The sequence below is a fragment of the Colwellia maritima genome (genome assembly GCF_022669015.1).
In the GTDB taxonomy this organism is placed as follows: domain Bacteria; phylum Pseudomonadota; class Gammaproteobacteria; order Enterobacterales; family Alteromonadaceae; genus Colwellia; species Colwellia maritima.
This window is the reverse complement of the sequence record NZ_JAKKSL010000001.1, coordinates 1,237,848-1,257,096: the sequence shown is the minus strand read 5'-3', so window position 1 is coordinate 1,257,096 and position 19,249 is coordinate 1,237,848. Positions and strand designations below refer to the sequence as shown.

The 19,249-nt window shown below is 37.3% G+C and carries 21 protein-coding genes and 2 pseudogenes; 5 read left to right on the top strand and 18 right to left on the bottom strand.

Annotated features, from left to right (window positions below; all coding sequences use genetic code 11):
- Positions 1–81 precede the first annotated feature (81 nt).
- A pseudogene (locus L3081_RS06260) lies at positions 82–1,548 on the top strand (sugar porter family MFS transporter).
- A gap of 72 nt (positions 1,549–1,620) precedes the next feature.
- Here L3081_RS06260 and cgtA read toward each other — a convergent pair.
- The 3 genes from cgtA to rplU form a co-directional block, all read right to left on the bottom strand.
- Entirely contained in the window at positions 1,621–2,784 is a 1,164-nt protein-coding gene (gene cgtA / locus L3081_RS06255; protein ID WP_242284244.1) for an Obg family GTPase CgtA, read from the bottom strand.
- A gap of 185 nt (positions 2,785–2,969) precedes the next feature.
- Positions 2,970–3,227 carry a 50S ribosomal protein L27 gene (rpmA, locus tag L3081_RS06250; protein WP_242284243.1) on the bottom strand — a complete coding sequence of 86 codons (258 nt, stop codon included), beginning with the start codon at positions 3,225–3,227 and terminating at the stop codon, positions 2,970–2,972.
- A gap of 15 nt (positions 3,228–3,242) precedes the next feature.
- The gene (rplU, locus tag L3081_RS06245; RefSeq protein WP_242284241.1) at positions 3,243–3,554 is read right to left on the bottom strand and encodes a 50S ribosomal protein L21; all 312 of its coding nucleotides are present in this window, start codon (positions 3,552–3,554) and stop codon (positions 3,243–3,245) included.
- A 308-nt stretch (positions 3,555–3,862) separates the two neighbouring features.
- Between rplU and ispB the strand changes: the two genes are divergently transcribed.
- The 3 genes from ispB (at position 3,863) to L3081_RS06230 (ending at position 5,862) form a co-directional block, all read left to right on the top strand.
- The gene (gene ispB, locus L3081_RS06240) at positions 3,863–4,849 is read left to right on the top strand and encodes an octaprenyl diphosphate synthase (RefSeq protein WP_242284239.1); all 987 of its coding nucleotides are present in this window, start codon (positions 3,863–3,865) and stop codon (positions 4,847–4,849) included.
- A gap of 69 nt (positions 4,850–4,918) precedes the next feature.
- Positions 4,919–5,323, top strand: coding sequence for a VF530 family protein (locus L3081_RS06235; RefSeq protein WP_242284237.1), 405 nt, complete (start codon positions 4,919–4,921; stop codon positions 5,321–5,323).
- Between the two features lie 128 nt (positions 5,324–5,451).
- Positions 5,452–5,862, top strand: a complete 411-nt coding sequence (locus L3081_RS06230) for a bacteriohemerythrin (protein WP_242284236.1) — start codon at positions 5,452–5,454, stop codon at positions 5,860–5,862.
- Between the two features lie 116 nt (positions 5,863–5,978).
- Here L3081_RS06230 and mdh read toward each other — a convergent pair whose 3' ends face one another.
- On the bottom strand, positions 5,979–6,911 hold the full coding sequence (gene mdh, locus L3081_RS06225) for a malate dehydrogenase (protein WP_242284234.1): 933 nt from the start codon (positions 6,909–6,911) through the stop codon (positions 5,979–5,981).
- 256 nt (positions 6,912–7,167) lie between these two features.
- Here mdh and argR point away from each other — a divergent pair, with 256 nt between their 5' ends.
- The gene (gene argR, locus L3081_RS06220; RefSeq protein WP_242284232.1) at positions 7,168–7,641 is read left to right on the top strand and encodes a transcriptional regulator ArgR; all 474 of its coding nucleotides are present in this window, start codon (positions 7,168–7,170) and stop codon (positions 7,639–7,641) included.
- A gap of 119 nt (positions 7,642–7,760) precedes the next feature.
- Here the strand turns inward: argR and L3081_RS28060 are convergent, their stop codons facing one another.
- From L3081_RS28060 to L3081_RS06160, 14 genes and pseudogenes are all read right to left on the bottom strand, one after another.
- Positions 7,761–8,696: a response regulator gene (locus tag L3081_RS28060; protein WP_338027141.1), complete on the bottom strand. Its 936-nt coding sequence runs from the start codon at positions 8,694–8,696 to the stop codon at positions 7,761–7,763.
- Between the two features lie 40 nt (positions 8,697–8,736).
- Positions 8,737–10,515 carry a histidine kinase dimerization/phospho-acceptor domain-containing protein gene (locus L3081_RS28055; protein WP_338027140.1) on the bottom strand — a complete coding sequence of 593 codons (1,779 nt, stop codon included), beginning with the start codon at positions 10,513–10,515 and terminating at the stop codon, positions 8,737–8,739.
- On the bottom strand, positions 10,470–11,072 hold the full coding sequence (locus L3081_RS28050) for a hypothetical protein (protein WP_338027139.1): 603 nt from the start codon (positions 11,070–11,072) through the stop codon (positions 10,470–10,472). The genes L3081_RS28055 and L3081_RS28050 overlap by 46 nt, the downstream gene beginning before the upstream one ends.
- A gap of 114 nt (positions 11,073–11,186) precedes the next feature.
- Positions 11,187–11,435, bottom strand: a complete 249-nt coding sequence (locus L3081_RS06210; RefSeq protein WP_242284231.1) for a fibronectin type III-like domain-contianing protein — start codon at positions 11,433–11,435, stop codon at positions 11,187–11,189.
- The gene (locus tag L3081_RS06205; protein WP_274620345.1) at positions 11,413–13,041 is read right to left on the bottom strand and encodes a glycoside hydrolase family 3 C-terminal domain-containing protein; all 1,629 of its coding nucleotides are present in this window, start codon (positions 13,039–13,041) and stop codon (positions 11,413–11,415) included. Before L3081_RS06205 ends, L3081_RS06210 begins: the two co-directional genes overlap by 23 nt.
- A 2-nt stretch (positions 13,042–13,043) precedes the next feature.
- The gene (locus tag L3081_RS26490) at positions 13,044–13,415 is read right to left on the bottom strand and encodes a glycoside hydrolase family 3 N-terminal domain-containing protein (protein WP_274620344.1); all 372 of its coding nucleotides are present in this window, start codon (positions 13,413–13,415) and stop codon (positions 13,044–13,046) included.
- On the bottom strand, positions 13,370–13,789 hold the full coding sequence (locus L3081_RS06195) for a hypothetical protein (RefSeq protein ID WP_242284229.1): 420 nt from the start codon (positions 13,787–13,789) through the stop codon (positions 13,370–13,372). Before L3081_RS06195 ends, L3081_RS26490 begins: the two co-directional genes overlap by 46 nt.
- 50 nt (positions 13,790–13,839) lie before the next feature.
- Entirely contained in the window at positions 13,840–14,436 is a 597-nt protein-coding gene (locus tag L3081_RS06190) for a CBM9 family sugar-binding protein (protein ID WP_242284227.1), read from the bottom strand.
- 26 nt (positions 14,437–14,462) lie between these two features.
- Positions 14,463–14,627: a hypothetical protein gene (locus L3081_RS06185; protein WP_242284226.1), complete on the bottom strand. Its 165-nt coding sequence runs from the start codon at positions 14,625–14,627 to the stop codon at positions 14,463–14,465.
- Positions 14,624–15,199 (bottom strand): gluconokinase, encoded by a 576-nt coding sequence (locus tag L3081_RS06180; protein WP_242284224.1) that lies wholly within the window; start codon positions 15,197–15,199, stop codon positions 14,624–14,626. The genes L3081_RS06185 and L3081_RS06180 overlap by 4 nt, the downstream gene beginning before the upstream one ends.
- Positions 15,192–15,452 carry a hypothetical protein gene (locus tag L3081_RS06175; protein ID WP_242284222.1) on the bottom strand — a complete coding sequence of 87 codons (261 nt, stop codon included), beginning with the start codon at positions 15,450–15,452 and terminating at the stop codon, positions 15,192–15,194. Before L3081_RS06175 ends, L3081_RS06180 begins: the two co-directional genes overlap by 8 nt.
- Positions 15,445–17,577, bottom strand: a complete 2,133-nt coding sequence (locus tag L3081_RS06170; RefSeq protein WP_242284221.1) for a GH36-type glycosyl hydrolase domain-containing protein — start codon at positions 17,575–17,577, stop codon at positions 15,445–15,447. The genes L3081_RS06175 and L3081_RS06170 overlap by 8 nt, the downstream gene beginning before the upstream one ends.
- Positions 17,570–17,779 (bottom strand): hypothetical protein, encoded by a 210-nt coding sequence (locus L3081_RS06165; protein ID WP_242284219.1) that lies wholly within the window; start codon positions 17,777–17,779, stop codon positions 17,570–17,572. The genes L3081_RS06170 and L3081_RS06165 overlap by 8 nt, the downstream gene beginning before the upstream one ends.
- A pseudogene (locus L3081_RS06160) lies at positions 17,737–19,010 on the bottom strand (MFS transporter). The gene L3081_RS06165 and the pseudogene L3081_RS06160 overlap by 43 nt, the downstream one beginning before the upstream one ends.
- Positions 19,011–19,249: the final 239 nt, after the last annotated feature.

Below are 19,249 nucleotides of genomic sequence, written 5' to 3'. Positions count from 1 at the left end.
ATCAATTGCCAATGACTTTATTGGCAATTGATTCAACTTTTTATAAAAAAATTTACACAGCTAATACCACATATAGCCTTTATGGTTAAAAACAATAACAAGGAAATCCCCCGTGAAGACAAATACGTCAACAGACTTAAAAAAACCTTTCAAGTAGCAGAAGAACCGACCACGTCCGTCATGTATGTTCTATTCATTGCTTCAGTTGCCGCAATTGGTGGCTTCCTTTTTGGCTTCGACTCAGGTGTCATTAATGGCACAGTTACAGCATTAGGTAATGCTTTTAATTCTAATGATGTGTCTACTGGTTTTAATGTGGCCTCTGTTTTGTTGGGCTGTGCCTTAGGTGCTTTGGCTGCCGGACCTATGTCTGATCATTTTGGGCGTAAAACAATTATGAACATCACAGCAATAATATTTGCTATTAGTGCATTTGGCTCTGGTATCTCTACTTCGTCTGGTGAGTTTATTATCTACCGATTATTTGGCGGTTTAGGTATAGGTGCTGCTTCAGTATTAGCTCCGGATATATTGCAGAAATAGCACCAAAGAGCGTTACGAGGTCGATTGGCTACTTTACAGCAACTAGCCATTGTACTTGGCTTATTTGCCGCTTTTTTAAGTAATTACATCATTGCCTCTGAAGCCGGTGGTGCTGAGGCTATTTTTTTATATGACATTGCAGCTTGGCGTTGGATGTTTTGGGTTGAGCTTATTCCCTCAATATTATTTTTAATAGGTGTGTTCTTTATTCCTGAATCCCCCAGATACTTAGTGGCTCAAGGACAATTGAAAAAAGCTGAAAAAGTCTTTTCAAAAATATCATCCGCTAACCCTAGTGAGCAAGTGAACGAGGTTAAAAAGTCATTACATGGTGATAAAAAACCGAGTATTAGTGATTTATTCATAACAAATACAAGTACGATTCATCCTATTATTTGGGTTGGTATCGCTCTATCTGTCTTCCGGCAGTTTGTGGGTATCAATGTGGTTTTTTACTATGGTGCAGAACTTTGGCAAGCAGCCGGTTTTGACGAATCTCAATCATTATTAATTAATGTCCTCACTGGCACTACGAATATTGTATCAACTTTTATCGCCATTGCTTTGGTCGATAAAATAGGTCGTAAACCGCTATTGCTTATTGGTAGTATTGGTATGTTTATTAGTTTAGGGATTTTAACTTTTATTTTTGCAACGGTCGGCTTCAATGAGCTTGGTAAACTCGCATTAACTGAAAACATGGGAACCTCAGCTTTAGTTATGGCAAACTTGTTTGTTGTGTTTTTTGGGCTAAGTTGGGGACCAATTGTTTGGGTACTCTTAGGTGAAATGTTTAACAATCGCATTCGAGGAGCCGCCTTAGCTGTGGCAGCAAGTGCGCAATGGTTAGCAAATTTTACTATCACCATGACTTTTCCAATATTATTGGCTAATTTAGGTTTATCTAGTGCCTATGCCCTATACGCAATTTCAGCACTATTCAGCATCTTTTTTGTCATTAAATATATTAAAGAAACCCGAGGCATCAGTTTAGAAGCAATGTAATCAAAACGCAGCTCATAAAAAAGGCTCATGATAATCAATCATGAGCCTTTTATAACAAAGTATTAGATTAATCTAAGGACGATATTCTACTTCCACATCGTAATCGTCTTCATTCCAATCATCATCATCAAGATCGTCATCTAAACCATCATTAGCCATAGCATCTTCATGATAGGTATCCCATTTAAATTCAACATTTTTACCATCAATGACTTCTTCTTCTTCTGGTGGTAATTCTTCAATAAACGTCATAACTCTTTGGCACAATTCGTCTGTGCCCATTTTATTAAACGCTGAAATACTGTGTACTTCACCTTGCCAATCAAGCCCGCCTAAAATTGAATCGGTTAACTCTTTAGCTTCATCTTCAAGCATTAAATCTAGCTTGTTAAATACAACCCAACGAGGTTTGCCCGCTAGTTTTTCGTTATGTTGTTCTAGCTCACTAATAATAGTTTTAGCATTTTCTAATGGGTCCGATCCATCTGCCGGCATAATATCAATAATATGTAGAAGAATACGACAACGCTCAAGGTGTTTTAAAAACTGAGTACCTAAACCTGCACCGTCAGCAGCACCTTCAATAATACCCGGAATGTCGGCGATAACAAAACTACGCTGTGTGTCTAATCTTACTACACCTAAGTTTGGTACTAAGGTTGTAAAGGGATAATCAGCTACTTTCGGTTTTGCCGCCGATACACTGCGGATTAAGGTTGATTTACCAACATTCGGTAAACCTAATAAACCAACATCAGCCAATAATAGTAATTCTAATTTAAGATTACGAATTTCACCTGGAGTACCATCGGTTCTTTGTCTAGGTGCACGGTTTGTACTGCTTTTAAAACGTGTATTACCCAAACCATGCCAACCTCCTTTAGCAACAAGAAGCTTTTGATCGACATGAGTTAAATCACCGAGTAACTCGCCAGTGTCTATGTCAGTTACTCGGGTGCCAACGGGTACTTTAAGTACTAATTCATCACTGCTTTTACCTGTACAGTCACGGCTTTGTCCGTTTTGTCCACGTTTTGCGCGATGAAAACGTTCAAAACGATAATCAATCAATGTATTAAGGCTTTCGTGAGCCATAAGGTAAACATCGCCACCATCGCCACCATCGCCGCCATTAGGGCCGCCAAATTCAATATATTTTTCTTTTCGAAAACTGACACAGCCGTTACCGCCGTCGCCGCCTTCAACTCTGATCTCAACTTCATCAACAAATTTCATGGTGCTTTAAACAACCCTAAATCTTATGGTTTATATGTTTTCTAGTATAAACCATTTTGTATAAACATTCCGCGAATACTTTAAACCAATCTGATAAATGAATATTGGTAAAAATATTTTCGGCTATGTTTTTGTAACCAAAAAAAACCTCGCATGATGCGAGGTTTTTATAAATCGAATCTCAATTAGTCAGCGATGATGCTAACAAATTTACGATTTTTTGGACCTTTAACATCAAACTGAACTTTACCGTCAGCTAATGCGAATAAAGTGTGATCTTTACCGATACCCATATTGCTACCAAGATGGAAACGTGTTCCACGTTGACGAACAATGATGTTACCCGCTAACACTGATTCACCACCAAAACGTTTAACACCTAAACGCTTAGCTTCTGAATCACGACCATTTCGTGTACTACCTGCAGCTTTCTTATGTGCCATGTTAAATGCTCCTAATTAGCCGTTAATACCAGTAATTTTCACTTCAGTGAACCATTGACGATGGCCCGCTTGTTTACGTGAATGCTTACGACGTTTGAATTTTACAATAGTAACTTTATCAGCACGACCTTGGTTAACAACCTCAGCCACTACTTTACCACCTGCAACGTAAGGCGCGCCTACGTTGATGTTTTCACCATCGGCGATCATTAATACGTTATCAAATTCTACTGCTGCGCCTACTTCAAGTTCTAGTTTTTCAAGGCGAACTGTTTGCCCTTCGGTTACACGATGCTGTTTACCACCGCTTTGGAATACCGCGTACATAGCTACTCCGTACTGCGTCATCTCTTAGTTAAGTATTAGTTAAGTTAAATGACGCTAAATTTAAAAATATAGGGCGCGAATTCTACGCTAAGAAACCTAACAGGGCAAGTATAAAAGCAATCATTTCTAAAGTTTTTCGTACATTAGATAAAATAAACGTCTAAATACAGAACAAACTGATTAGAAACCACCTTTGCGGCTTTATTGTCGGCCAATATAGTGTAGAATTTACCTATAAAACCGATCGAAAAGGTGGTTATACCAAATGGTATAAAGAAACCTCCTAGCCCAAGTGGAAATTAAGTACTGTGGATATAAAAGCAATTCAAGCACTATCTCAAAATGACATGACTAAGGTAAATGGCCTTATTTATGAACAATTACATTCAGATGTCGCTTTGATAAATCAATTAGGCATTTATATTGTTAATCTTGGTGGAAAACGCATGCGTCCTATGCTGACAGTACTGACAGCACAAGCGTTAAATCAAGCTAACTCAACGCCTTTAAATGATGAGCATTGTATAATAGCGGCCATTATTGAATTCATTCACACTGCAACATTATTACACGATGATGTGGTAGATGAATCAAACATGCGTCGGGGACGTGAAACGGCAAATGCACTATTTGGCAATAGCGCCAGTGTGTTAGTAGGCGATTTTCTTTATACACGTTCATTTCAGATGATGACAAAGTTAGGTGATATGCGCATTATGGATATTTTATCTGATGCCACCAATATTGTTGCTGAAGGTGAAGTATTACAATTAATGAATTGTAATGATCCAGATACCACTGAAGAAAGTTATATGCAGGTAATTTATTGCAAAACAGCGAAACTATTTGAAGCCGCGACACGACTTGCTGCGGTTATTACTCAACAAGACAAGGCCACTGAACAGGCCATGGCAGATTATGGCAAGTATTTGGGTACGGCTTTTCAATTAGTTGACGACATTATGGACTATACAGCGGACGCGAAAGAAATGGGTAAAAATGTCGGTGATGATTTATCTGAAGGTAAGCCAACTTTACCCTTACTTTATACTATGAAACATGGATCTGAAGCGCAAAAACAGCTTGTAAGAGAAGCGATAGAACATGGAAATGGTATGGAGCATTTGGATGAGATCCTTTCGGCGATGAAGCAAACAGGTGCCTTAGATTACACACAAAGAAAAGCAGAGATAGAAGCAGACAAAGCTATTAATGCGTTAGCTATTTTACCTGAATCTGATTACAAACAAGCACTAACAGCCTTAGCGCATATTGCCGCTAATCGTAGTGTTTAATTAACGTAATTGGCGCTATCCCTTTTTCAATAACGTTTATTGGCTTCAGATTGCCAGAGAGACAATATTATGAGTTCAGATAACATATACGAAAATAACCCTTTGCATGGGGTAGGTTTAGAACAAGTACTCACCGAGTTAGTTGAACATTATGGTTTTGAGATTCTACATGCTTATTTAAATCTAAATTGTTTCAAAACTAACCCAAGTATTATTTCAAGTGTTAAATTTCTAAAAAAAACAGACTGGGCAAAAGATAAAGTAGAAGGATTTTATTTGTACCAATACAAAAATTTGCCACGAGCAGATGATAGCCAGTTTGAATTGCCTCCACGTGATCGCATTATACCTGCTGATCAAAAGCCAGGAGAGCCTGCGGAATTAAGTTTTGAAGATGCTGAGCGTCTTCGTCAAAAGAAAGCTAAAAAAACGCGAGAACGCTCATCAACACCTGATAACCCATGGGGAAGATAAGCTTTACATAGAAATTATACGACATCTTTCCTTTTATTGATTTAGCGCAGTAAAACCTGCCATTTAGGTTGTGTATTATTTTATTTGCAACTAACGTAGATAAATAATGCAACTTTGAAGGAATTAGCATGCCGTTAATTGAGTGGACAAATGAGTTAAGCATAGGGATAAAAAGTATAGATGAGCAGCACATAAAATTAGTCAATATGATTAATGCACTTAATGATGCCAAACTCACGGGTAGTTCAAATGAATTACTAGGAAAAATATTTACAGGCTTAACAGCTTATACCCAAAAACATTTCACTTACGAAGAAAATATGTTTGCAGAGTATGGTTATAGTCACTTTGATGAACATAAACGACAGCACAACGAATTAATAGCGCAAGTGATTGAGTTAAAAAATAAGTTTGTGGAAAATCCGCAGGGCACTATCAATGATGATTTACTGCATTTTCTTAAGCGATGGTTAACTAATCATATTATGCGAACGGATAAAGAATATGCCGAATTTTTGATTTCGAAAGGAGTTAAGTAAATCACGGGTAACCCCGCTTTTCTCCCTTGATATAGAGAGATGACTAATATCAAAAAAAGTAGTGAATAGTAGACGGAATTAAAATCGTGAGATTAAAATTCCGCCAACAATTGGCTTTATGCCATGAAATCGATACCTTCTTGGATATCTTTTTTCAGTGTAGCTAACATATCATCTTTAGCTTTTTGTTCAAATGCACTTAACTCACCGTAAGGTAAAATTTCAATAACACCATTAACACCTAAACGTACTGGGTGAGAAAAGTAAGGTGCATCGCCGTTATCTACCGCAACATAAGCGTAATCAACAACGTCTTCGCCTTGCAGACCTTTAACTAGAGACATACAAAAACGTGCTGCTGCGGCACCCATAGATAAAGTAGCAGATCCGCCACCGGCTTTAGCTTCAACAACTTCAGTACCTGCATTTTGAATACGTGGTGTTAAGGCAGCAACTTCTTCATCTGTAAAGCTTACGCCTTCTACTTGAGAAAGTAATGGAAGAATCGTTGTACCAGAATGACCACCAATAACAGGAACTTTTACTGAAGCAACATCTAAGCCTTTTAATTCTGCAACAAAAGCTTCTGAACGAATAACATCTAACGTTGTAATACCAAATACACGGTTAGCATCATAAGTACCTGCTTTTTTGAATACTTCAGCAACAATTGGTACAGTGCCATTTACAGGGTTAGTGATAATACCCACTAATGCTTTAGGACAAGCAGCAACGATACCTTCAGCTAATACTTTGATAATGCCCGCATTAACATTGAATAAATCAGCACGATCCATACCTGGTTTACGTGGCATACCTGCCGGAATTAATACAATATCAGCACCAGATAACGCAGCATTTAACTCATCACGACCAAAACCGGCAACTTTTACATCGGTAGGGATGTGAGATAAATCCACTGCTACACCAGGAACAACCGGGGCAACATCATAAAGTGATAACTCAGACCCGGCCGGTAATTGAGTTTTTAATAGTAAAGATAATGCTTGTCCAATACCGCCTGCGGCGCCTAAAACTGCTACTTTCATGTGTTCTCTCCGATATTTAATAGGGGTAAACTAAGGTCAAATTAACCTTTGATTCATTTTAACAAAAAAATTTGAGTAAATACGTAAAAATTTGCTGCGCAAAAGATATAGCATAGGCAACAAAAAAACAATTAATATTCATTTATACCGTATATTTGTTTATATGATAACGTATAATGCTGAATTGAAAAAACTCAACTTTAGTATTATAGCAATTGGAATAATGTGTCCTCTAAAAAGGTTTTAATATCAAACAATGAATCCCCAACAGAAACAAGAAGCACTAATACAAGCATTTAAAGACTTATTAAAACAAGAACAGTTTGGTTCACAAGGCGAAATTGTTGATGCGTTAAAAACGCAAGGTTTCGATAATATCAGTCAATCTAAAATATCACGTATGCTGAGTAAATTTGGTGCGGTGCGCACCCGTAATGCTCGTCAAGAAATGGTATACTGCTTACCTGCTGAACTCGGTGTACCTACAGCACAAAGCCCATTAAAACAGTTAGTATTAGAGATTGAGCATAATGGCATTATGATCATCATTCAAACAAGCCCTGGGGCTGCACAATTAATTGCGCGCTTGTTAGATAGCTTAAGTAAAAGTGATGGTGTTCTCGGTACTATTGCCGGTGATGATACTATTTTCATTGCGCCCACCGATGTCAATAATATTCAGAAAACGATTAATAAACTGGAACGACTTTTCAGTAAAGCCCTAAGCTAACTTGGTAGTATATTAAACCCGATAGTATATTAAACTCGATTAATCAATATCACGCTTTATCGCTTCTAATATACTCTTTAAAAGTAATGCCGGGGTAATAGGCTTGGCAATATGTAGGTTCATCCCGGAGATAGGCTGAGTTGTTTATCCTCTGCTCGCGCATGTGCGGTCATCGCGATAATTGGCAGGCTCTGATATTTTTTATTTTTTCTTATTTCTTTTGTTGCCGTCAAACCATCCATTATCGGCATTTGAATATCCATTAAAACCACATCAAACACCTCTTCTTTAAGTGCCTGCAATGCCTTTTGACCATTATCAGCAATGGTTACACTTGCTTTCATACTGAGAAGTAATTCTTTAGCAACCAGTTGATTTACTAAATTGTCTTCAACTAATAATACATGTACATTGGATAAGTCTTCTTTGAGACTATCTTCTTCATTAAGCCTCTTTTTTTGAACTTCATCTTTATGACTTAATAAAGGTGACATTGATGAGAGGGTGTTTTCAGCTGATATTAACGTGTCTTTTTCTTTTGACCCCTCGCTTAAAAGGTGCAGTACCGACTGCCCAATTTTATCTAAAGAGTAACGATATAAGGGGGTATCAAGCAAAATATACGGTACGTTCATCAGATCAAGTTGCTTACAAATACTACCGCTTAACTCTTGCATGACCGGCTGACAAAGTGCGATTAAATCCACTTCAGCAAATAAATTAGCATGCATTGTGCTTTGAGACAGCACATCTTCATTAATTAATAATACATTGATACTGTCGCAACATGCTTGATTAGACGATGTTTTATCTAGGTGAGTACTATTTGACAACAATACTTTTAATTCATGGAGATCATGACATGAATGATAATCCCAAGACATAGCTTTAATTGTATCAATACAACTCTCAGACAATGTTTGCTGAACACCATATACATTCAGGGTTAATGCATCACTCCCATTGAAATCATGATAAGCGTCTAATTTTATGATGTCGTCATTATCAGGGATAACGAAAGGTAAAATAAAGTGAAATTCACAACCTTCACCCAAATTTCACTATTAAGTACAATTTCACCTCCCGGCAATTTCACTATTTGTTGGCAAATAGATAACCCCGTGACCCTGAACCTCCATATTTTCTTGTCATCGAAACATCAGCTTGAGAAAAAGCATCAAACAAGTGAGTTTGGTTTTCTTTCGCTATGCCAATGCCTGTATCTTTCATCTTAAATTGAATTGTGGCATCTTTCTGGCTCAAAGCTATAATGTCAATGTATAGAGCGATTTCGCCTTGCTCAGTAAATTTGATAGAATTATTTAATAAATTAGAAAGTACTTGAACTAACCGCATTTCATCACTCATAAGAAAGCGAGGAACATTCGCTGCCCACTCAACACGCATGGTTAATTTTTTTAGGTGAAGGTTGGTAGAGTTTAGTTTAATGGCCTTATCGATAACCGGTAAATCAATTACCCCCTTAACTATATGCATTTTACCTGCTTCAATTTTTGATAAATCAAGTAATTCATCAATAAGATGCAACAAAGTAAAGGCAGCGGTTTGTGCATTTTCTAAATAGTGTTGTTGCCGCGAATCTATCAGCGTACGAGTTAATAAACTCATCATCCCTTGTATGGCATTGATAGGGGTTCTAATTTCATGGCTCATATTGGCCAAGAACTGTGTTTTGACCTGGTTAGCATTCTCAGCTTGGTTTTTAGCAAGTTTTAAAGCTGATTGTGTAGCTTGTTGTACCGTAACATCTTGTAAAATAGTAATAGTACCAAGCACTTCTCCTTGCTCATTAGTAAATTGATTATGATAACCTTGATAACTTTTGTCATGTGTTCTAAGTAATGCTTGCTGAGGATATTCAGCAGTAAAATGTTCGTTTAAATGCTCAATTTCAGCAGCTAGCTCATTCGGTATAAACGCTTTCGCTTGAAAACCTAGCATTTGACTTTCTGAACGACCACTTAAAAGCTCAAACGCATGGTTACAGCCCATTAAGTTTCCATCAGGGTCGTTAAAAATAATTAATTCCGGAATTGCGTTCATAACAGAACGTAATAAAACATAATCACGCTGATGTTTTATACTACTTTCTAATAGTGCTCTGGTTTTTTCTAACACCCGACTATCGAGTACTTCATTTTGCTCTTTTAATTGCAGCAGTAAACTTCGATTTTGAGTGAATATATCTTCAACTAGGATAAACCAATGCAACCAATCAGCCGTGGCCTTTACTTTTCCAGGGTCGCCTTGAGCACAATACTCAATATGACTAATAAAATCATGAGTCGGTTTAATAAAACTACGTTTTGTCATAGCATTTACTAGCATTAAAAACGCAAGTAAACCAATTAACAAAATAGTAAACATGTATATAAAATGACTACGTAAAGGGGAAATAAACGTTGAGTAGGGTTGGTATTTTAACAGCGTCCAACCATTAATTGGCAAGGTATGTTTTTCAACTAACCAATCACCAATTTGTGATGAATCAGGTAACTGCGTTAATTTATCTGGATTTAACTGGTGCAACGCCTCAGGTAAAAGTTTTTGCCATGATGTCCGATAACTTAAAGGCGCCTCGCCTTTTTGTTTAAAAATTAAAATATCATTGCTTTGATTAAGTAATACTAAACGTTGATCTGCTGATGTTAACTCGGGCAAGCTTTGCTGCAAGCGAGCTAAACTAACATCAATAATAACTGCGCCTAGCATGTCTTTATTACGGTAAACCCCCATACCTAAGGAGAAGTTTATTCCGGTACCCGCAGTATCAATATAGGGCGATGACCATACAACTTTATTATTTTCTAACCCAAGTGCTTGTATTTTTTTTGCATGGATATTTGTGAGCATTCGATCACTAAATCGCCGCCTATCACGACCAATCCAGGGAATATGTTGACAAATTGCTCAACAGAAACGTAGTAAAACCAATTGGCTTCTGCAATTATTTTTTGCGCCGCAACAAAAGCCGGAGTTAATGCATTGGCCATGGCGATTTCTTGTTGTTTTATCAACGAAAATTCATCAATTTGCCCAAATCCTGTAATATTGCCACTGATACGTTTGTTTTCTTCTAAAGAGCTACGGATCGGTTTATCCAGAAAAAACAAAGAACCATCTTGCCTTAAAGGCGGTATTTTTGCATGTAGTTCATCTGGATATTTAAGGTTATATTGAGCAAACTCTTGGATACCAGTAATTGCTTGCTCGCTTTGGACTAACATTGCATTTAATTGGTTAGCTTGTGCTGTTAACTGATTTAATCCCCGCTTTTTATGATCAGACAATTCACTAATATAACGAAGTGACGCCGCCGTAAGCGCGATAAAAACAATGACAATAAAAGCAACAACAACAGCTGTATTGTACCGCCTAAATACAGTATTCTCTGTTATTTTACCTAACACGACCTACGCCTTAACAAAATTCATTTCCTGCTACGTTAATGTACTCACCCAAAGTACACAAGCATAATGTTATTTTGGCTTGTAAAACAGTATACAATGCTAATTTTATGATTATTATTGCAAAATAAACTTCTCACGATGGCTAATATTGTCTAATGAATTACCCAGTAACACTTCAAACTCTCCAGGCTCAGCTAGCCAATCATTTGTTTTTTCATCCCAAAAAGATAAATCGCGCGTGGTTAACTTAAACCTGACAATTTTAGTTTCTTTGGGTTGCAGCATAACTTTCGCAAAACCTTTTAACTCTTTTATCGGTCTTGAAACACTTGACTCAACATCACGTAGGTAAAGTTGTACCACTTCTGCGCCGAACTGTCCCTATATTCTTAACTGTGGCAGTGACAAAAATATCGTCATTATGCGCTACGGTATTTTTTGATAGTTTAATGTTACTAATATCAAATTGTGTAAAAGATAGCCCATGGCCAAAGCTAAATAATGGCTTTATTTTTTGTTGCTCAAACCAACGGTAACCAATAAAAACCCCTTCAGTGTATAAACTCTCTTTTGCAGTATAATCGTTCAGTGCAATAGGCGCAGTATCTTCAAGACGAACAGGTAACGTAATTGGCATTTTACCGCTAGGATTAACTTTCCCCGTTAACACATCAGCAAAAGCATTACCCGCTTCCATACCACCATACCATCCCCAAACAATCGCATTAGCCTGCTCAACCCACGGCATTTCAACAGCAGAGCCGGCAACTAAGAAAATAATCGTTTTTTTATTAACCTTAAGTAGTTTTGCAATAATTTCATCTTGCGAATTGGGTAACTTCATATTTGAGCGGTCAATTGACTCTCTATCATCGGCATGACTCAAGCCACCAAAATAGATAACTGCATCCGCTTTTTTTGCTGCCGTTAAATAGTCTGTTTCACTAGTAAACAATTCACCTGGCGCGTTCCAACCCAACATAAAATGTTTTTGCCCATCATATTCAATTTCAAACGCATATTCTTCACTTTCCTCTAGCGAAATATCATAGTTTAGTGCTGATTTACTGCTTATACCTTCTTGATAGGTAATCACTAATTCATTATTGATTTTTAATTGAAAATCTCCTTGCACTTCAGCATGTAGATGATGAATACCACTGGCTAACGGCTTAATTTTAGCCTTCATCGTGATATGTTGGGGTGATAATTGTTTCTTTGGTTTAAATTGTGAGTCAACAATCCAAGATTCTTCAATTAATGTTTTCCGTGCTTGCTCAGCATAATAGGAAATATTCCACGCAGGTGTACCTGTCCAATGTCTGCCGGCAACGTAATCACTAGCAATAGGAGATAACTCACTACTTTTCGCTCTCATGACATTAATGCTGACGTTATCACCCAACGCTGCTTTCAACCCTGCTAACGGTGTCACTTCGTACAAAGATTTAACTTCAGAAGAACCACCACCCGTACCATGTTTTTTATCTGCGTTAGGACCTAGGACTAATATATTCTTTATTTTAGTTATGTTTAAAGGCAACACAGGTGTTGAGTCAACAACCTTGTTTTTAAGTAACACAACACCTTCAGCGGCTATTTTACGCGCTGCAGCTTGGTGAGTCTTAGTATTTCTGTTGCCAATTTTTCTATTGTTATCATACATACCAATAGTATGTTGCACTCTTAATAATCGTCGAGCTTTATCATCAACAACCGATTCAGGTATTTTTCCCGCTTGCACCATTGTTAATAACGGCTTGGCAAAGAAATAATCCTGGTAATCTTCAACATCGGTTCCCATTTCGAGATCAAGACCATGCATCGCCGCATCATAGGTATTAATGTCAACATTCCAATCGGTGAGTAATACCCCTTGATATCCCCACTCCCCTTTCAGAATATCCCTCACTAAATGTTTACTTTGATTAGCATTAGTACCAAAATATTGGTTATACGACCCCATCATACCTAACACGCCGCCTCTTTAACGGCTGCTTCAAATGCGGGTAAGTACACCTCTCTTAAAGTACGCTCTGTTGGTTTTGCGTTAACACCTGTTCGATTTAATTCTTGTGTATTGAGTGCATAATGCTTAACGGTTGCTGCTACATCGTTTTCTTGAATCGCTTTAATTTGAGGAACAACCAATTTAGCTGCTAAAATTGGATCCTCGCCCATATATTCAAAATTTCTACCATAAAGTGGTAATCTTGCTAAGTTCACACCCGGACCCAAAATAAAATCTTTTTTTCTGTCTCGTGCTTCTGCGCCTAATACTTGTCCATGTAATCGGGCTATTTCAACATCCCAACTTGCGGCAACTGAAGTAAGATGTGGCAAATAAGTTGAGTAGTCATCAGTCCAACCACCGATGCCCAACTGTGCTTTTGAATTTGATGGCGAACACCATGGGGACCATCAGAAAGCCACATTTCTGGTATACCAAGACGCTCTATCGCATTAACATGAAACTTACCACTTGCATGTGTAAGGGATACTTTCTCGGCTAAAGTCATCTCATTCAATAATCGGGTAACATCTGTTTCAACTGAGGCTAGACGATTGCTTTGTGTATTGTTGGTTTGTACTGTTTGTACTGTTTGTACTGTTTGTACTGAGTCATTTTGACACGCCGTAACTAACATAACTAAAGTTAACATAGCTAAAAAGGTTACGTTAATCGGTTTTAATATCTGCTTTACTTTTATCGTCATAAGTCTGTATCTACCTTTAATTATTATAATCTGTTGTTTAATAACCTAAGCTATTCAATTAATTTTAGTTTTTGAAAAACATCTGCGGTGATATAACCTAAATTTTTATCACCATTAACAGGCTTAATATCTGTTGACCCCATAAAACTTTCTCTTTCTTTTGAACCATCGTTATCACAATAAGCCAACATAAAACCGAGCGTTTTACCTAGAGTTAAGGTGACTGGCTGCTGATTTTTATTGTTTGAATATAATGTAAAATCATCACCATAAACACGAAGCGCGACTTCCCAGATAATTTTGTGGGGCTTACTTTCTCTGCGTCGCCAAATACTATTAAGGTGCTCATTTAACAACACAAAATTTGTTGAACCATCTTGTTTATTAGGACCTATATCAACCACTTGATTATCAAGCGCAATATGATATGCAAAGGCATTAAAATTAAATTGGTGATTTCCACCTGATGCATCTTCGTCGATAAAAACCTCTAGGCAATCATCATCCCAATAAAAGTGCAAAGGATCGGCATGTTGATCAAATAATATGTTATCAACAACTTCAACCAACAAATAAAGTTGTTCTGCATCCCATAAGATTTTAAATCTGCCACTAAAATCGTCTGTTGTTGGTTGGCTGCCTGACATTAAATGATCTAGAGGCTGCCATGATGCTAATGCCCACTGGTTTCATCCGCCTTACCATCAATCAGAATATTAGTTGATGCTTTGTGTGCCAATAGTAAATTTTCGCTCTTATCATGAGCTATAGCCACATGACCAAATATGGCCACAAGACAGCATGAAAAAATTAAAAAATTCGCGATTACTTTGTTCATATCAGGACCTTTACAGTGTTTGCTGAACATGTGTGATAACTTGTTTGGTAGACCTCATCTAATGATCCACTGACATCTATCGTAGTTAAGTTTTGCTCATCATCACTCACGGCTTCCATTGCTAAAAATTGACTAGTTAATAGTTCCGGTTTAAAGAAATGATTGTTACGGTTTAACATACGCGTTCGTATAATATTCATATCGGCTTGGAGATAATAAAAAACCGTATTAAAACTTAATGAACGTAAACAGTTTCTATGCTTAAGCTTTAAGCCAGAAAATGCTAATACCACATTTTTATTTTGCGATGCTAACTCCATCAGTTTATTCATAATCGCATTCACCCAAGGCTTTCTCATGGTGTCATCAAGTGGAAGGTTAGCAGCCATACGCTGTTTGGCTTGTGGTGAATGAAAATCGTCTGCATCAATAAATTCAACCTTAATTTGATTGCTAAGGTATTGCGCAAGTTTTTCTCCAATAACTGATTTACCTGAGCCACTAACCCCCATCACAATATATAGGGAAAGTTTGTCTATGTTTTGTTGTTTTTCATTAGAAAGTCTAGTCATTATCAGGCACCAAAATACGCACTTGATACGTTTTATCTGCTTTAATATTGGCTAATTGATTATTTAGCATCAATTCACCATCTAAATAGGTTTTGATACTTTCTATTGAGTTAGATTTTTCGATAACATAGATGAGTTTTGCACCACGAAATAATCGCTGCCCAGATATACTGTTTAAACAACGGGGTAATTTAGGGGCAACATGCAAAACACCATTCCCCCTTTTAAACCACACAACTCTTCGACTAAACAACGATACAGCCAAGCCAGTGTACCCGTATTAAATAACTGACTTGAACGACCTGCTTGATCTGGATATTGATGATAAGCGCCGCGGTAATAATTAGGCACAAAAACCGCCGCTGTCCGCTTTGATCAGCATCGTCTATAGCAGGTAGTATTTTTTTTAATACATCAAAGGCTAAATCATTTTCATTTATTTGGTATAAACTGTAAGCATAAAAAATGGCGGCATGATTATAAACAGAGCCGTTTTCTGAAACACCAGGATGCTTTTGTGTAATTCGACCGATGTCTTCAATCATGTGGGTATAACTTGGTGCTAACATCATCACGCCATAAGGCGTCATTAATTGTTTAGTAATTGCCTTGATCATCCGCTGTTGCTGTTCTGGTGATGCGGCACCACTTAATATAGCCCAGCTTTGTGGATTTAGGTATATTTGTCCTTCGTTATCTTTCACGGTACCAAAAACACGGTTTTCATCAGTTATGCCTCGAGCAAACCAGTTGTCGGCCCACAAATATGAATTAACCGCTTTATTTATGGTTGTAGCAGCTAGTCGGTAATCCATGAGTTTTTTCACATCAATATTGATATTATAGTCATCACACAAATCGCACCATGTATTCAACGCGTATGCCGTAGCAAGAGACAACCAACTTGAAACCCCCTTACCTCTGTAACCAACCATGTTCATAGGGTCACACCAATCACCTTGCTCTATCAAGCTTAAGTCTCTGTGATCTGTAGCCGCTAATAACCAATCTAGCGCAAGCATTATGTGTTCACTGAAGGTTTTGGTTTTATTAGAATCGGCAAATGAAATATTGCTTGATAACAAACTAACGTCACCCGTCTCATTTAAATAAACTGCCAAACATATCGGTAACCAAACACAATGATCCGCATGAGGGATTTGATTAATATATTTAAGTTCCGCTTGTTCATGAAGTAAAATACCGTCGGGCATCGCGCCACTAACTTGTTGCTGTGATAATGCTAAAATAAAAGCATCCCGCGCGATATTAGGATTGATATAACACATGCCCATATTATCTTGAATATAGTTACGCGTTTGAGGATCCGTACTTAGGCGATTAACATCGCCATGATAATACATTTGCCTAGGCAACCAATGGTTAACAAAATCGTCAAATTCAGCGGCACCTGTGTTGACAGCTAAACACCCTTGCCCTTTAGCAATATACGTATCATAAACTTGTTGTGCCTGTTTTGCTTTTTCAGCACCAAAATAACGCTTAGCTAATGTCGCTATTTCTAACTCATCTTTAGCGGGACCAAATAAAAATTGATAATCGATACCTTCATTTTCACCGAATGACTCTCGGTATTGAAAAACCGCAACCGGTGTTTCATATCTGGCTTCATCATTAGATAGTGTAAGTGTCTTTAATGCGTCTGGTGCATGTAAGCCTCCTTCCCCTTCGAAGGCTGCTTGATTAGTATGCCAAGTTGTTGGTTTTTTGTCGGCGATGAAAAATGATTTTTCTTTCAAGTCTTTGTTTTTAAAATACTGCTCTACTTTTTGGTATGGTGTTATTGCCGAAGCAACAATCGCGTTTAGTTGTTCATTAAAACAGGCTGATTGATTCATCCAAGACATATAACCGATAGTGAAATAGGGATAAATACTGATATTTCGCTGTCCACCCGAAGCTCTCATATTTTTAACTGATAAAGACCAACGTTCAACAATATCTTGCTTACTTAAGCTTATGGAAATTTTTATGCTCAGCTCTAAGTGCTCAATCAACCAGTAAATTTCACTAGCAGTTTGAACGAAACTAAACTTATCAAGTTTTTTTCTCATTGGCTCATAAGGTACTGAAAAGCACTGTTCAAGATCTTCATCTTTAATATAGAAAAAACGTCCCGGGTGGTGAGTAAAATAGCTATGCTCTGGCTGAATAAAAGTTTTTTCTTCCATGTTAGGCGCATAAGAGTATTTTCTTGGCTCAGGCTGCATATACTGTGAATTTACATAGCCACGACAATTCACTTGTACAACCATCTTTTTATTCCACAAAAAACCACTGGCTTTTGGCATTTTAATCGGGCAATCAAGTTCAACTTTCACACGTGATTTATTCTCTGTATTAACCATATTACCCATTATTCATAACCTCGTTTTCATCCTGTTTTACCACTGTATTTTTTCTTTGATGTAAACCTCTTTGCACATCTGTTAAGGTTTTGTTGTCTAATGGATACAGCATTATGAGAGGAATAGCTAATGCAGCAAAAACCGCGGGAATAATAGTCAATAAAAGCACTATGCCTTGCTCTGATGCGCCTGTTTGTATTTGGTTAGCCACATAACCCAGTGATGCAAGCAACCACCTATTGTTGCCCCCGCAAGTGCTCCTCCTAATTTTTGTGCAAAAGCAGCAGCAGAAAATATCATTGCCGTTGCTCTTCTACCTGTTTTCCATTCAGAAAAATCAGCGGTATCTGCATACATTGAAAAAACCAAGGGTGATTTTGGTCCTAACGCCAATCCAATCATAATTTGCAGTCCGAACATCAACGCAATATTGTCTCTAGGAACAAAATAGAATGCGGTAGATAAGCTAGCGACTATACTCATTAAAATAATCAACAAACGACGTTTATCTACATATCGTGTTAACAAGGGTGTCGATGCCGCCCCTATAGCTAAAGCGATCATGTATACCATTGCAAAACTACCAATCAAGTCAGGTCGTTGTGTGTAATATTTAAAATAAAATGTCCCTGAACTTGCTCGTAACGAAATGGTGATCATGATGATGAGCGCCAAACCAAATAACACTAACCAAGGTTTATTATGCCCTAGATCTTTAATGTCTTGTAACACTGGTGTTTTTTGATCTGGTGGTGGTGAAATACGTTCTTTAGTACCATAAAATGTCAGTGTAAATAACAGCGCTGAAATACAACCATACAGCCCCATGGTTAATTGCCGACCTAATGCTTCATTCCCTTGTCCTAAATATAGAACTAATTCCGGTGTTAAATAAGCAACCAGGCTCCCCCTGAAAAAGCGCCTATAAACCGAAAACTAGTGAGTGTAGTACGTTGTTGCGTATCGCTCGTTATCACACCAAGTAATGCGCCGTATGGCACATTAATAAAGGTATAGGCCAACATCATAAAAATGTAGGTGCCATAAGCCCAAATCAATTTATTATCTTCACTAAGATCGGGTACTGTAAAAGTTAAAACACCCGCAGCAACAATAGGAATAATCCCCCACAAAAGATAAGGCCTAAATTTGCCAAAACGGGTTTTAGTTCTATCGGCTAACGCCCCCATTAACGGATCAGAAAAAGCATCAATTAACCGTGTGACTAACATTAAGGTACCTACAGCTGCCGCTGAGATACCGAAAACATCGGTATAGAAAATAAATAAAAACACATCAAACACACGCCAATAAAAATTGGATGCAACGTCACCACAAGCATAAGCAACTTTCTCTTTTAAACGCAGATTACTGTTCACGAATAAATCCCTTATTGAATCATAGATAATAGTAAAATTTTTATGCTTCAATTTAAAACGCATTCTTATAAGGATAAAATAATGAATAATTCAATATTTTATCCTTATAACGATAAAATGTAAGCGCTTACAAAATAATTCATATTTTTTATAAACACAATGTAAATTTACAAAAACAATTTTTAAAAACAATCAACCAATTGTTTTTAAATGACTTATTACTACATAAATTTTTATTGGCTTTTAAAGAAACTTACTTATTTGGCGTAAGATTATTCATTGGTTTGTATAATTATAAAAAT